We start from the raw sequence: 15271 nt of genomic DNA, 5'->3' as shown, positions 1-15271 counted from the left end.
CTATTCTCCTAACACCTTGAAGGTATTCAAGAGGTCAAATTCTGAAGCTTTGGCCAACTCAGCTGAAACATTCTCAAGTTGTGCTTTATTGATCTTATGAGTAATAATCACTACACGCGCCTTGTCACCCTCTTTGCCATCTTGGAGGATTTGCTTGAAGGAAATATCTTGAGCATTAAAGATTTCAGCAAGTTTCAAGACCTGACCTTTTGAGTCTGGAGCCAAGATTGAGAAGTAATAATTGGCTTTGACATCCTCAGGCTTGGCCAAGACCAAGTCACGGCTATATTCGTTGAAGTCTTTACCGATAGTACCATCATTCAAGCGACGAACGATACGGACAATGTCCGCTACAACACTTGTTGCAGTTGGTTTTTGACCAGCACCTGGTCCGTAGTACATAGACTCACCGATACCGATAGATTCTACAAAAACAGCGTTCATTACACCATTCACACTGGCAAGTGGATGTGCTTTAGGAAGGAAGGTTGGAGTTACTTCCGCAGCAATACCTGAAGGAGTTTCCTCGATAGAACCTACCAATTTCACTACATAGCCGAGGTTTTGGGCAACAGCTACGTCTTCTGGTGTAATATTGCGGATTCCCTTGTGGGCTACATCGTCAAAGGCAACCTTCATCCCAAAGGCAAATTGGCTCAAAATCACCATCTTGTAGGCTGCATCAATCCCATCCACGTCATTTGTAGGATCACTTTCTGCAAAACCTAATCTTTGTGCTTCAGCCAAAGCATCATCATAAGACCAGCCTTCTTCCACCATCTTGGTCATCATAAAGTTGGAAGTTCCGTTTACGACACCAAGAACGCGCGTGATTTTATCAGAAGCCAATGAATTTGCCAAAGTACGAAGAATTGGAATCCCACCAGCAACTGCAGCTTCATAGTAAAGTGCTACATTATGCTCTTTAGCGATTTCTAACAATTCTGCTCCATGGACAGCCAAAAGATCCTTGTTAGCAGTAACAACGTGTTTCCCAGCTTCCAAGGCACGAGTAATAAAGGTCTTAGCAGGCTCAATACGTCCCATCAATTCTACTACAATGGTGACATCTTTGTCTGATAAAATATCATCTACATTGGTCACAAAGTTAAAGTCATTCCCTGCTGCAAGCAAGCGGTTCTTTTCATCTTCATCCTTGACCAATACCTTGGCTACTTCAATCTCTGAATGAGCTGACTGAACGATTTTTTCTCCATTTTCCTTTAGGAGGAAAGGCACACCACTTGCAACGGTACCAAATCCAAGTAAAGCAATTTTAACTGTCATGTTTGTCTCCTAGAAATTTTCTGATATAGCCATTATAACAAAATTTCGTGAAAATTCCTATCTAAGAAAACCACTATTTATAGATAGAAAAGAAAAAACGAATCATCTGATTCGCCTATTCTGATAAGTAAAAATTGATTTCTAAAAACTATGAATTAATTTTTTGAAGACCGAACACAGCGTCGTGATTGATCAAGATATGACCATACTCTTGTAAAACCGAACGACTGATATCACTGTCATCAGCAAATTCACGCATACGAGCCAAGAGCCAGGCTGGATATGGACTAGGATGGTTTTCCACATCAACTAAGATTGTCAAATAGTAGTGTCCATTCATCTTATAGAGTTCAGATGTTTCCATCTGGTAGTTAACCGTCTTTGCAAAAGCAACTAAGTCAGCAAGACTTGTAAAACGCAAGATATAGTAGATATAAGGTTCTTTCTTGCTCTCAGTCTCCTTGTCTACCTGCTCTTGCTCCTCTTCCTTTGCCTCGACCTGCTCTAGAGATTGGATAGCTTCAATATCGTCCTTGGTCTTATCTGCAATGCTCTTTTCCAAGGTTTTGAGAAATTCATCCGGCGACATTTGGGCTAATTCTTCCATGTCTGGTAGATCCGCCAAATCTTCAAAATCCAGATTCTGGTCAATCTTAGACTTGGTCACAAAGACATCAACCTTATCTGGTTTTGGCGTCACACGGAAACTCAGCATGCCACTATCTAAGAAATTGTCTGGCATCTCTAACTCATCTAAAATAGCATAGAAAAACTCTTCTGTTTTTTCCTGAGGAACGAGAAAGTCTGCAATCTCCATTCCCCGATCCATCAAATCATCTAAAGTCATCGTGATTTTCAGTGTTGTATCACTAATTTGTTTCATCTTCATATCTAGTAACCTCATACTTTCAGTCTATCTATTATACTAGATTTTTACGATTTTATCAAAAGAATGAAGCGAGAATGTGATATAATACTAGATATGATTTTAGATTTAAGAAAGAAAGATCAATGAAAAATATAAAAGTAAATGCCTTGGCCAGCTTGCTGGTCAATATTCTCAATATCGTTTTTCCACTGATAACCAATCCTTATCTGACGCGGATTCTCAGCAAATCCAATTACGGTTATTTCAATACGGCCAATACCTGGGCTAGCTTCGTTATTCCACTAGCTGCCTTTGGGATATACAACTACGGAATTCGAGCTATCAGTAAGGTCAAGGATGACAAGAATAAAATCAACTACGTCTTTTCTAAGTTGTTTTATATCTCGGTTTTCACCTCTCTCCTGACGACAGGTATCTACTTCCTCATTATCTTCTTTGACACCAGCATTGAGAATTTGAAAGTCCTCTACTACATTCTAGGGGCCCAAGCACTCTTCCAATTTCTCAATATCGAATGGATGAACGAGGCTTATGAAAACTATGCCTTCATCCTCTATAAGACATTGATCATCCGGATTGCCATGCTGGTCGCTATCTTCACCTTTGTTAAAACGGCAGACGATATCGTTCCTTATGCTATCGTTATGACAGCAACCACTATCTTCAACTACCTGCTCAGTTTTCTTTGGATCAAGAGAGAAGTTTCCTTTGTTAAGATCGGTCTTGTTGAATTAGTCAAAGCATCTAAACCGCTCTTGACCATGCTACTCTTAGCGAACGCTAACATGCTCTATACCTTGCTTGATAGAATGTTTATCACCAAGGGACCAGATGAAAACTACATTTCTTATTACACTATTGCTTCTAGCATCGTTATGTTGATTGCTAGTGTCTTGAGTGGAGCTATCAACGTCAGTATTCCGCGCCTCGGCTACTATCTCGGTAAGAAAGACTACGAGTCTTATAATAATCTTCTGAATCAAGGAGCTGCCCTCTTTTACTTCCTCATCATTCCAACCAGTATTGGGATTATGGTATTAGGAAACTACGCAGCAGTTATCTACTCTTCTGAAAAATACCTCGAAGCGGGTATCGTGACTAGTGTCTTCGCCTTCCGTACCATCATCTGGGCCATTGAGTTGATCCTTGGTAAACAAATTATCTTTATCAATGACCACGAAAATCGTTTGACTGCCTTTTACTTCCTTGGCGGTGGCGCCAATATACTATTAAATAGCATCTTGTATTTCAATAATATTTTTGCACCTGAGTACTATATCGCTACAACTATTCTTGCAGAGACTATCGTCGTTCTCCTGGAAATACGCTTTATCCAGAAACACCAACTGATTGATTTGAAAGAAATCTTTGCTACTCTGACACGTTACACTATTGTATCCCTTGGATTCATACCGATTTATTTTGCGTTTAAATTCCTTTTCCAAATCAACTCTTATACAGTCAACTTCAACATGATTCTCATGGTTCTCTCGACTGTTGCGGCTTGTGGTATCTATTATCTCTTGACACTCTTTATCGCCAAAGATAAAACACTCCACTATGCTCTGAACTTAGTACTTGCTAAGCTTAAAAGAAATTAAAAGAACACCCTACTGATAATTTTTATCTATCAGTAGGGTGTTTTCTTCTTTATTCTTTCTTGTCAGAAGCATTGGCTTCTGGATTTGAATCTTGTTTTTCTTGTTCAACAAGATTAGAATTTGTTTCTTGGTTCTGTTCTGGCTTGACTGCCTCGCTATTTACAGCAGCAACAGCCTGTTTCCAGATACCTTCTTCGTTTACTTTGTAACCATCAGGTGTGATGGCATTTTTCAGTAAAGCTCCGTCTTTTTGGAAATAGTACCAATTGCCATCAAGCTGTTTCCAACCCGTTTGCAGAGCTCCGTTTGGACCAAAATAGTAGGTCTGAGCATTCACCGTATGAAGACCGACCAACATGGTTCCACTTTCTTTTTCAAGATAATACCACTTGCCTTGATCTTTGATCCAGCCAGTCTTCATGGCGCCACTTGCTTGGAAATATCGATACTGACCATCAATCCACTTCCAACCTGTCTGCATGGCACCGGAAGTGCTAAAGTAGTACTGTTCACCATTTACTGCATGGAGACCGACCAACACGGTTCCTTCCTTAGCATCCAGATAATACCAAGTGTCCCCATCTTTAAGCCAGCCTGTTTGCAGAGCTCCTGAAGTGGCATAATAATGCCAACTATCATTTACCCACTGCCAACCAACTTGCATGATTCCTGAAGACTTGAAGAAATAGTTCTTTCCATTAATTTCTTGCGATCCGACTGCCATGATACCAGTTTCTGGATCCAGATAATACCATGATTCGCCCGATTTTAACCAGCCCGTCTTCATGGCACCAGAGCTAGTATAATACTGCCAACCCTTGTCCTGCCATTGCCAACCAGTTTGCATGGCACCACTTGCCTTGAAATAGTAACGAGAGCCATTGATTTCTTGATTTCCAGTTAGCATATTGCCGTCTTTATCAAGGTAGAACCAAATGTCTTTGTCCTTGAACCAGCCAGTTTGCATGGCGCCTGAATTCGTAAAGTAGTTCCATTTGCCATCTACCAACACCCAGCCAGTTTGCATGATACCTTCTTTGTCAAAGTAGTAAGTTGTGCCCTTGATGTCTTTCTTACCAACTGTCAAAATGCCGTCTTCATCATAATAGTACCAATTTGAGGCAATCTTTTGCCAAGATGATGCTTTGCCCTCCGACTGCAGGGCACCACTACTAGCAAAGACCATCTTCTTACCATTATAGACCTGAAGGCCAGTCAGCATCTTTCCATCTTTGTCAAATAGATATTTTTGCCCATCAATTTCAACTAACTGACTATAGCTCCTTGCTCCACTTGAAGCAATATAATACCAAGTACCATCGTGTTTAAACCAGCCAGTATCTTGCATTTGTCCATTGTTGTTTAAATAATACCAGTTACCATCAGGTTTTTCACGAGAGTCGTTCAAATGAAGCCATTTACCTGCCTGCATTTGTCCTTGCCCATTAAAGAAATAGTAAATACCATTTATTTTTCGCCAACCGATTGCCATCTGATCATCAGACAAGCGATACTTCCAGTAACCATCTTCTTTATACCATCTTTCACTAACAGTGGGGATATTAGGTAGAGAATCAGACACATTTGTAAAACCATTTCTGCTAATTGTAAAGACAGTTGCATCCTTGGTCTGGCTAGAAGCATGAACTACCTCAATACCATGTTTCTTAAGATAGTCTCTAGTTGTAGCAAGATTGGCTTCTGCTGCGGATGTGTGAACCACCATACTTGGAGATAGGGAGTCTAAGAAAGGAATCGTATTTGAAATGTGGGCATCATAATGATGGTTCCATTTCATCATATCGATTTTACCAATTTCAGGACCTAACTTATCCTCTGCTCCCTCAGCATTATCCAAGTCACCACCGAGATAAATCTTTTTACCCGCTACAGTAACCACTGCTACAATTGAATTGGAATTATCATCATAAACTCTCTTAAGTTTGCCATCACTGTCATATTCGTTTTTATAGTTATATAGCTGAATATCCATATCACCTAAAGTGAAGTGACTTTCCTTCTCGGTAATGTCTTGCACAAGAGTTACACCACGCTCTAGAGCCGTCTTGACAGCATTGTCATAATTAAAAAGATTGTCCCACAATCGCCATTTTGATGTGATGCGCTCATCTGAGTATCTCTTTAGATAAAATCTGTCTACAGGATAACGTTTAAGAACTTCATCCGCCGATCCAATATGGTCACTATGGACATGGGTTCCTAGAATAAAATCTAACTTTTGTATCCCAAGGTGTTTCATGTGACGGAAGAGACGATCTTCTAATACATACTCATTGTTTGTACTAATTCCTACACGACTTGGATAACGTGGATTACTTCCATCTGGAAAATCATAGTCTTCACCCATATCTATCAAGGCATAGTGACCATTACTTTCTAGAATAATGGCATCACTTCCTGATACTCCTTTGGTATTGATAAAATGGATTCGATTGCTTGAAGTATCTGCCTGAACTGCGGGTATCAAGAGTCCAGAGACGAGCAACAAGACTAGGGAAATAAATACAAGGGTTTCTTTTATCTGTTTCTTTTTCATATAAACCACTTCTTTCTTTGATAGCGGAAGCTAGGATGAGAATTCATCCTAGTAGCAACTTTCTAGCCTCTTTCCGTCACTATAAGACAAAAAGAGGAAAAGAGAAGTCTGATTGTCACACTAGAGTAGGGACTAGAGTTAACAAGGAAGAACTTCACCATCCCCTCTTTTCTTGTATTTCGAAGTTTACTTTTTCAAAAGTACTTTAGCCAAATTAGGATCTTTTTGTTTGTAAATCGGATTTTCTTTCCAGTTGTAATGGGTATTAGGGATTTCAAAATCCTCCCCATACAAGTGACTGATGTATTCTCTTGTATTTTCTGGAACTTTTACTAGAATCTCTTTAAAACTACATTCAGTAAGTGCTGCAAACGGCAATTCATAGTGGTAGACTTCATATCTTGTAGGATTTCCCAAGGCGTTTGTCATATAGAAAATAGTGTCTGAGGAAATGCTTCCCTCTTTTTTATCATAGACAATAAAATCAACATTGAGGCCCTTGTAACTATAGGATAATTCTACAAGTTTATCATTGTAATAGAACTCTTTTGTTCTGACAAAGCCCTTCTCAAAAAGAACTTTCTCATCCTTTAAAAAGGCTTCGTAGTCTGGGACAATAATCCCAAAGTCCATATCTAAATCATGCGGAATCAAATCATTTTCTCTGTAGAAACCAAGTAAAGTTCCAAAATCTAACCAGATATCATAGGATTTCAGATTAGATTGGTAGATGGCCTTTAGAATATCTTCAAAGTTTTCTTTGAGCAAATTGCTTCTCTTTGAATCCAAGTCGATATTGGCTTTTTGATTTAAATTTTTGATAATAGGTAGTTTTTTAACCAGGTCTTTCTTATCTCCTAAGAGACTGGCTAAACTTCTTTTTAACCATTGTAACACGTTCTATCCCTCCTTTATATAAGCGAGGAAGTCATCATGCTTCACTCGTTTTTCTAGAGGAGGAATTTCCATAAAGTCATCTCCGTAGATGGCAGAAAGGATTGGCTGATAGGCCTCAGGAATTTTGTAAACTCTATCTTCAAATGGACTGTCAATCGTCGTATCCAAGAAGGACTTGTCAAACTTCGTAGAAACTCTTTTGTTCTCCATAAGGTAGTCAATGAAGTCTCCATCTTTTTCTTGCATAGATAGGATATTCATCTTTTGGTTCCAAGTTTTGACACGAGTCAGACGAAAAACAAGGACAAGTAGATATCTGAAAACATTCTTGAGTTTCGCATTCTTATTATGAATGCCATAAAAGGTATAGACTGATAAACGACGGTAAGTATCTAGTTTTACCATGTCCTTGTTAACATCAGCATAATAGTCAAATGGGAAAACATCCACACAAATCCCTAAATCAATATCATTGTCGATATAGTTGTTATCATAGACAGTTCGCGCATCATAGACTCGGTAAAATGGGTAAGGGTAGCGAGCGTCATTTTCCCAAGAAACAACCTTGTAGACAGGATCATTATCTTGCAAAATAGCTTGATACAATTTGTCATATTCATCGCGTTTCAAGGAGATATCAATATCGTCATCCCAAGGAATGTAGCCTTTGTGTCTTACTGCTCCCAGCAAGGTTCCATAAGCCAGTGAATAGTTGATATTTTCTTTTTGACAGAGATTGTGGATATAATCCATGACACCTAGTTCAACTTCTTTAATCTCCGCTTCATCTAGTTTTCTATAGCCGTCTCTTTTTTTATAGAGAACAGAGAAATAGTAACCTGAAATCACAAACAAGATACAACCCTGTAGAGAAATTCCATAGAAGGTTGAACTCAAGAACAAGTTAGAGATGAGAATAACTACAGTCATCAAGAGAATGGTAATCAATTCATGATTGCGGCGACCTTCTTGAAGGTCTTTTTTATATTTCTTGAGACTTGAAATGATGAAGGCAAGCATAAAGATGGCCATAGGAATAAAACCTGTGATACCATCATAGAATAGCAACTCAAGGTAACCGTTGTGAGTAAGATAATGTTGTTTGATGATATAGGCTGAAGCATCATATTCTTTACCTAACTCATACCAATTTCCACCTGAATATCCAAACAGAGGACGTCTAGGGATAAAGGAAGCTGTTGACTGCCAAATGGCAAAACGGTTATTGGAGATATTCTCTTCACTTGTGTCAGTTCTCTCAAGAGAAAGATTGTTGTCTCCATTTTGTCCATTTTCTTGGTTCTTTTGGATTTGAGCTGAGTGAGCTTTCAAGTAAATATCGCTACTATATTTGATACCATTATAGCCGACAAATACCAATCCTACTGTCACTAGAACAGTAAGAAGTGACTTAGTTTTTTTAGACCAGTTAGCCGTCATCAAAGCATATAAGAAAGCAACGACTACCAAACAGATATAGGTTGTCCTTGAACCTGACAGTACAATATAAGCAAAATTTAGCAGAATTGATGAGATAGCCAGAGTTTTAAGGACTGTATTGTAGAGTGACAAGCGCATCCACAAATAAATAATCACCATCAAAGAAATAATAGAGAGATAGTTTGGACTGGCTAGGATCCCAAATAGACGAGACTCTACAAATCCTTGGCGGATCAATAAGCCCTTGTAATCCAATACGCGGTAGCCCTGTAGCATGAAGAATTGCCAAATTGATACAAGCACACCTATAGTATTTGCAACAGTGATAACTGAAAAGAATACATCAAAGAGGGCACGCGCTTTTTTCACTGTGAAAGACTGAAAGGCTGGATAAAGTGCAAAGAAATAGATGAAAAAGACAACTAAATTCTTTATATTAGTTGAAAATCCATACTTGACAACTAAGGCAGCTGTCAGGATATTCATTAGAAAAAAGAGAATCAAATACTCAATTTTTCGGACATTCAGATAGACTTTTTTGATAAAGAAATTATAAAGTCCCAACAAAACACCCATGAGGGTCATGCCAAGAGTGACAAATTTATTGGCCGAAATCGACTGAAGTGGGACAATCAAGCCTGCCATACAGTAAAAAGATATAACTGATAAAAACAGCAGATTGATTTTAAAATAGTTTTTTTCAATAAATGAAATCATTGTTTCTCCTAACTCTTAGTTTGTGCAAGCAAGATTTTCGTATACAATTTTCGATTCAGGCACAAAGCTAAAAAGCTCACTTTTCTTGCTCTTGTAAAACGACTATCTAAAAGAATGTTCTTTGTGTTTTTCTTTAGATAGGCAATCAAACGGTCTTCTAAGACCCTATCCTTGAAATCTGCATCAACCAAGAGCCTATCCAATACATAGAAGTAAGCCCAGTTTAAACGCATGGTTGCAACATCTGCCAGTTCAGGATAATTCTCTCTTATAATAGTCGCGTTTTGCTCATAAGCCTCAATAACGTTTAAGAATTTCAAGGAGAATTTTTGAGTCGTGATACTATTTTCACGGTGAACATAGTAGTATTTCTTCACATTTGTTGCGACAACCTTGCGACAGTGATGAATCAAGGCAATCATGATGAAGGCATCTTCTGCTATTTTGCCAATTTCAAATCGTAGGTGTTCAAAGAGTTCTTTTTTATAAAGTTTGTTGACAGCTGTGACCGAGAGGATTTTAGCTTCCATGACCATTTTAATGGCCTCTTGGGGACTTAATTCCCAAGTCTGAATCGCTGCAACTTGCTTTTCTGGCATTTGGTGGTAGACATCATAATGTCCACACATAGAAAGATCAGCATTTGATTCTAGCATTTGACGGTAAAGGGTCTCATACATATCTTCGTCAATGTAGTCATCACTATCGATAAAACCGATCAAATCTGAACTTGCCTCTTCAATCCCTCTATTTCGAGCATCAGACAAGCCCCCATTTTCCTTGTGAATGACACGAATCCGTTGATCTCTTTGAGCTAATTGATCACACAGTTCTCCACTAGAATCCGTTGAGCCGTCATTGACAAGAAGAATTTCCAAGTTGGTATAGGTCTGTTTTAAAATGGATTCGACACACTTCTCCAGATAGGCTTCTACATTGTAGACTGGAACGATAACGCTTATTTTTTCTCCCATCATGCTCCATATTCTCCCTTGTACTCTGTGTAGCTCTTGTCCATGTCCGCTATAATAGCATCATGATGCGGTACCTGCTTGTCTATTGGTGGTGGTGTCATATAATCGCCAAAAGCAGTGCTGAGATAGGTATCATAACCGACTGGAATGGGCATCTCAGTTCCTTCAAATGGCAAGAAAAGATTGTCTTCAAAAGATGCGATTGGGTATTTGTTTCGCATGTAGCCGGGACCTGAGCATAATTCCGTAATTCCATCGCTCTCAGCCAGACTATACTTGGTCATTTCTTTTTCAGCTTTTTTCCAAATGCGATAACGTAGGGATTTTGGAGTTAGGCCGAGTAAGATGCGACTTCCCCATTTCATGACTGCACCATGCTTTTCTGGGATAGTTTGGGCGCAAAAGAGTGAATAAATCAAGGCCCAACGAACCTGTTTCTTACGCTCAGCTGGATTTTTAGGATAATAATCCAATGGTAAAACATCCAAGGCCAAACCGTGTGGCAGATCCAAATCCTTCTGATAAGGCTTGATACAAGTGGTTTCCTTGTCTCGAATGGTAATAAAAAGGTTACGGTCTACAAAATCCTTGTGACTCTTTGACAAGAAATAACGCTCATCTGCATAACGGGGCCACAGTTCTGCTAATTTTTCATAGTCCTTACGTGGCATGAAAAAGTCTAGATCATCATCCCAAGGAATGAAGCCCTTATTACGAAGGGCGCCAATGGCTCCTCCACCACAGAGATAGCACAACAAATCATGTTCTTTACAAAATGCGACGAAATATTCAGCCATTTCCAGACTACGAGCCTGAATCGCTTTCAAATCACTCATGTCTCTCCTCTTCTGTACAATAACGAGTTATATCGTTTTATTATACCATAAAAAAGCCCTAAAAATCCATCAGATACTAAGAAAAATCAAAGCCTAAACCACTTTTTTACTAGTGATTCAAACTTTGATTTTTTTATAGCATTCTATCTCATTCCCATTTGGGCGAGTTTGGTCTGGTATTTATTTTGATCGACCAGAAGACCTTGTCCGCCGTAGATATCATAAGCATCTACCCAGTCACCAAGTTCTGGAACGGTAAGTCTTTCAATGCCATTTTGAGCACCTTCTAGGACAGATAAGCCATTGGTCAACAAGAAGCTATATGGTAGATTTGTTGAAGTCATTCCAAAGACTTTTCCAAGTGCCTCTGATCCTGTAAAGAGTTTGGTTGGATCTTTGATCTGCTCAAGAACAGCTGACATGACTTGTTGCTGACGTTTGGTACGACCGTAGTCCCCTTCATCATCATCACGGAAGCGAGCGTAGTTCAGCAAGGTGGATCCATTCATCTGCTGTTTTCCAACTTTGATGGTTTGGGTTGGGGACTCTGTCTCTGTTGCATGAAGGTCGTCTCCAACTGTGGCTTCTGTCAAAGGTTGACCATTCAATGTTGAGAATTGAGCATCAATCGTCACTCCGTCAGGGAAGAGGGTATCAATAGCTGTTGCAAAGGCTTGGAAGTCAACTAGAGCATAGTACTTAATATCCAAATCAAAGTTGTCTTTTAAAACCTTGCGGACCATTTCAGCCCCTTTTTGCCCTTCTTGTTCCCCAAGTTCATAAGCGACGTTTAGTTTGTTATCCGTCTGTTTCTGGCCATTTACAATCTTACTGTACCCGTCGATATAAACCAAGTTGTCACGCATAAAGCTGACTAGTTTGATCTTCTTATCCGATCCACTGACATTCAGTACCATGATCGTGTCAGTACGGGTTTCTGCACTATTTTGACCGATACGGCCATCTGTCCCCATGACTAGGATATTCACACCATCTTTGGTATCCTGACCGTTAAAGACCTCTACTTGAGCTGCCTTGGCGTCAGCTGGCTTATTTGTTGGATTGGCTGCTGACTGGAACCCTCGAAGAAACATAAAAATCATACCTGCAACTACACAGGTAACCAACAGCAGGAACCAAGTCAGTATTCGTTTGAAACGAATTCTTCTCTTTTTCTTTTTGACTTTAGGTTGAGGAGCTACCTTCTCCCGTTTCTTAGACCGGCTTCTACTGCCATAGGTCGGAAGATCAATGTCACTACCCCAAGATTCTTCTTTTTCTTCTTGTTGGAAATGGTGAACTTCAGACTTGGGACCTGCCATTTTCTGTTGCAGATAGTCAAACTCCCTCCGTTCACGGTCGTTGAGGTAATGAATATTTTTGAAGAGATAGTCATAACGTAACTGCTCGTGATGACTTAAAGGATTTTCTTTGCTCATTGACTCTCCTTTTCTATATCAGTTATGGTAAAAATCGGGTAGATTCCCAGTATCTTGTGCTGGATTCCAATGGCCTCTAGTTCTTGTCTTGCAAAATGAACCAGTTCTTTGTCACTATAGTCTACATCGATAATGAAAAAGTATTCTCCCAAGGCTGTTTTAAGGGGGCGACTTTCAATCTTTGTTAAGTCAATCCCTCTCCAAGCAAAGGTCGAAAGTGCCTTGTAAAGAGCACCAGGTAGGTTGTCTGGTAAGGTCAAGGCCAAACTCATTTTTTCAGCTTGTGAGTTCAAAGGAATCTTCGGTATCTCTGCCCCTAACACCCAAAAACGTGTGAAATTGGCTTCCATTTCCTGAATATCCTCTGCAATCAATTCCAAGCCATATTCTTCAGCTGAACTTTTAGGAGCAATAGCTGCATAAGGCTGATCTGGATGTTCTGAAATAAAGCGAGCTGCATATGCGGTACTGGCTGTTACCTCAATTTTAGCCTCTGGATAGTGTTCATCGATGAATTTTTTTCCCTGAGCCAAAGCCTGAGGATGGGAAAAAATCTTCTCAATTTTTGACTGACCTGGAACTGCCATCAGCTGCTGGTGAATGGGTTGAACAATTTCTGCAACTGCTTGGATGCGAGCCTGGTGAAAAAGGTAATCCAAACTTTCATGGACACTACCTTCAATGGAGTTTTCAACTGGTACCACAGAATAGTCCACCAAGCCCTGTTCATAGGCCTTGATGACATCTGTGATATTGGCAAAAGCCTGCAATTTCTCTTTGGGAAAAGCTGTCTGCACAACATGATGCGAAAAAGATCCCTTGGGACCTAGATAGGCAATTTTCATCTCAGTTCCTCTATAATTTCCTCTGGGCTTAACTTGGTCACATCTAGAACCCGACTGGCTACTTCCTCATACCAAGCTTGTCTTTCATGGAAAATAGCTGCTAGTTCTTCCTTACTTTTGTTAAGAAAGAGCGGGCGCTGATTGTCCTTATCAGCTGCGATACGTTGGTAGAGGGTTTCAAAATCTGCTTTTAGGTAGATGTTATCAGGATTGGTTTTAAGCAAGTCACGATTTCGCTGAGAAATGACAACCCCTCCGCCAGTTGACACAACTCGGTCAGTTTTTAGTAAGTCAGCTAGGACTTCTGACTCTACTTGGCGAAAGGCCACTTCTCCTTTTTCAGCGAAGAAATCCGCAATGGACATGCCCAAATGTTCCTCGATTAAGGTATCCATATCGATGTAGTCTGGGTCCAAGCCTCTAGCGATTGTCGACTTGCCTGCCCCCATAAATCCAAGTAATACCTTAGCCATGAATCAAGCTCTCCAAATCATCAAAGAAGCTAGGATAGCTGGTATTGATGGCTTCAGCACGGTCAAGTTCCACTTCTCCATCCGCAACCAAGAGGGCTGCAATAGCTGTCATCATGCCAATTCGGTGATCACCAAACGTATTGACTCTAGCGCCATGAAGGGCTGATTTCCCTTTGATAATCATCCCGTCTGCTGTAGGAGTGATGTCCGCTCCCATGCTATTTAAGGCATCTGCCACCACTTGAATGCGGTCGGTTTCCTTTACCTTGAGTTCCTCAGCATCCTTAATGACCGTTACACCTTGCGCTTGGGTCGCTAGAAGGGCAATAATAGGCAATTCATCAATCAAGCGTGGAATCAAGGATCCACCTATCTCCGTTCCTTTGAGGTCTGAAGATTCGACAGTCAGTGTTGCTGATTTAGCGACAGGATCGATTTCAATTATTTCTAGTTTTCCACCCATGGCGCGAATGACATCAATAATACCAGTACGAGTTTCATTGATGCCCACATTCTGCAGTACTACACGAGAGTTTGGAACAATCAAACCAGCGACCAACCAAAAGGCTGCACTGGAAATATCTCCTGGAACAACTACCTTTTGTCCGATCAGTTTTTGTGGTCCTTGAACTGTGATTTTCTTGCCTTCTACACTTAAATGGCCACCAAATTGTTGCAACATATCTTCGGTGTGGTTACGAGTACATTCTTTCTCGATAATAACGGACTCCCCCTGAGCCTGCAAGGCTGCAAATATCAAGGCAGACTTGACTTGAGCAGAGGCGATTGGCAACTCATAGTGAATCGGTTTTAAATTTTTCGTCCCTTTTAAGCGAAGAGGGAGCAGGTCTCGCTCCGTTTGCCCCGAAATGCTAACCCCCATTTTTTTCAATGGAATCGTCACACGATCCATAGGACGTTTAGAAAGACTGTCGTCTCCGAACATCTCTACTTCGAAGTCTGCACCAGCAAGGACACCTGAAATCAGGCGAATCGAGGTGCCAGAATTCCCCATATCCAAGGCATTTTGTGGCGCTTTTAAGCCATCCATGCCAACACCTTGAATGGTGATAACCCCATCTTTATCCTCAATTTCTACACCAAGATCACGAAAAACCTGCATGGTTGAAAGCACATCCTCTCCACGCAGAATATCATAAACCTTAGTCTCACCCTCAGCCAAACTTCCAAAAATAATCGAACGATGGCTGATAGACTTGTCACCTGGAACCCGGATACTGCCATGTAAGTGGCGAATGTTTGTTTTTAGTTTCATAGTTGACCTCATACTTGCAATACTTTTTCTTATTTTATCA

The 15271-nt window shown here is 40.2% G+C and carries 12 protein-coding genes; 1 reads left to right on the top strand and 11 read right to left on the bottom strand.

Annotation, left to right across the window (positions count from 1 at the left end; genetic code table 11):
• Both B7714_RS04595 and mecA read right to left on the bottom strand, forming a co-directional pair.
• On the bottom strand, positions 1–1287 hold the full coding sequence (locus B7714_RS04595) for a homoserine dehydrogenase (protein ID WP_084859772.1): 1287 nt from the start codon (positions 1285–1287) through the stop codon (positions 1–3).
• Between the two features lie 148 nt (positions 1288–1435).
• A complete protein-coding gene (mecA, locus tag B7714_RS04590) occupies positions 1436–2176 on the bottom strand; it encodes an adaptor protein MecA (protein WP_084859771.1) in 741 nt (246 codons plus the stop codon).
• Between the two features lie 122 nt (positions 2177–2298).
• Between mecA and B7714_RS04585 the strand changes: the two genes are divergently transcribed.
• Positions 2299–3777, top strand: a complete 1479-nt coding sequence (locus tag B7714_RS04585; protein ID WP_084859770.1) for an oligosaccharide flippase family protein — start codon at positions 2299–2301, stop codon at positions 3775–3777.
• Between the two features lie 49 nt (positions 3778–3826).
• Here B7714_RS04585 and B7714_RS04580 read toward each other — a convergent pair whose 3' ends face one another.
• From B7714_RS04580 to aroA, 9 genes are all read right to left on the bottom strand, one after another.
• Positions 3827–6334, bottom strand: a complete 2508-nt coding sequence (locus B7714_RS04580; RefSeq protein ID WP_084859769.1) for an MBL fold metallo-hydrolase — start codon at positions 6332–6334, stop codon at positions 3827–3829.
• A gap of 186 nt (positions 6335–6520) precedes the next feature.
• A complete protein-coding gene (locus tag B7714_RS04575) occupies positions 6521–7231 on the bottom strand; it encodes a LicD family protein (RefSeq protein WP_084859768.1) in 711 nt (236 codons plus the stop codon).
• Between the two features lie 3 nt (positions 7232–7234).
• On the bottom strand, positions 7235–9388 hold the full coding sequence (locus tag B7714_RS04570) for a LicD family protein (protein WP_084859767.1): 2154 nt from the start codon (positions 9386–9388) through the stop codon (positions 7235–7237).
• An 8-nt stretch (positions 9389–9396) separates the two neighbouring features.
• Positions 9397–10365, bottom strand: a complete 969-nt coding sequence (locus tag B7714_RS04565) for a glycosyltransferase family 2 protein (protein ID WP_193432109.1) — start codon at positions 10363–10365, stop codon at positions 9397–9399.
• A complete protein-coding gene (locus tag B7714_RS04560) occupies positions 10362–11198 on the bottom strand; it encodes a LicD family protein (RefSeq protein WP_084859766.1) in 837 nt (278 codons plus the stop codon). Before B7714_RS04560 ends, B7714_RS04565 begins: the two co-directional genes overlap by 4 nt.
• Before the next feature lie 143 nt (positions 11199–11341).
• Positions 11342–12637: an LCP family protein gene (locus tag B7714_RS04555; protein WP_084859765.1), complete on the bottom strand. Its 1296-nt coding sequence runs from the start codon at positions 12635–12637 to the stop codon at positions 11342–11344.
• Entirely contained in the window at positions 12634–13482 is an 849-nt protein-coding gene (gene pheA / locus B7714_RS04550; protein ID WP_084859764.1) for a prephenate dehydratase, read from the bottom strand. Before pheA ends, B7714_RS04555 begins: the two co-directional genes overlap by 4 nt.
• Complete coding sequence (locus tag B7714_RS04545; RefSeq protein WP_044020550.1) at positions 13479–13955, bottom strand: shikimate kinase; 477 nt, start codon at positions 13953–13955, stop codon at positions 13479–13481. The genes pheA and B7714_RS04545 overlap by 4 nt, the downstream gene beginning before the upstream one ends.
• On the bottom strand, positions 13948–15231 hold the full coding sequence (aroA, locus tag B7714_RS04540) for a 3-phosphoshikimate 1-carboxyvinyltransferase (RefSeq protein ID WP_084859763.1): 1284 nt from the start codon (positions 15229–15231) through the stop codon (positions 13948–13950). Before aroA ends, B7714_RS04545 begins: the two co-directional genes overlap by 8 nt.
• Positions 15232–15271: the final 40 nt, after the last annotated feature.

Source organism: Streptococcus oralis subsp. oralis (assembly GCF_002096595.1).
In the GTDB taxonomy this organism is placed as follows: domain Bacteria; phylum Bacillota; class Bacilli; order Lactobacillales; family Streptococcaceae; genus Streptococcus; species Streptococcus oralis_D.
The sequence above is the reverse complement of the archived record's forward strand: the minus strand, read 5'-3'. Positions and strand labels throughout refer to the sequence as shown.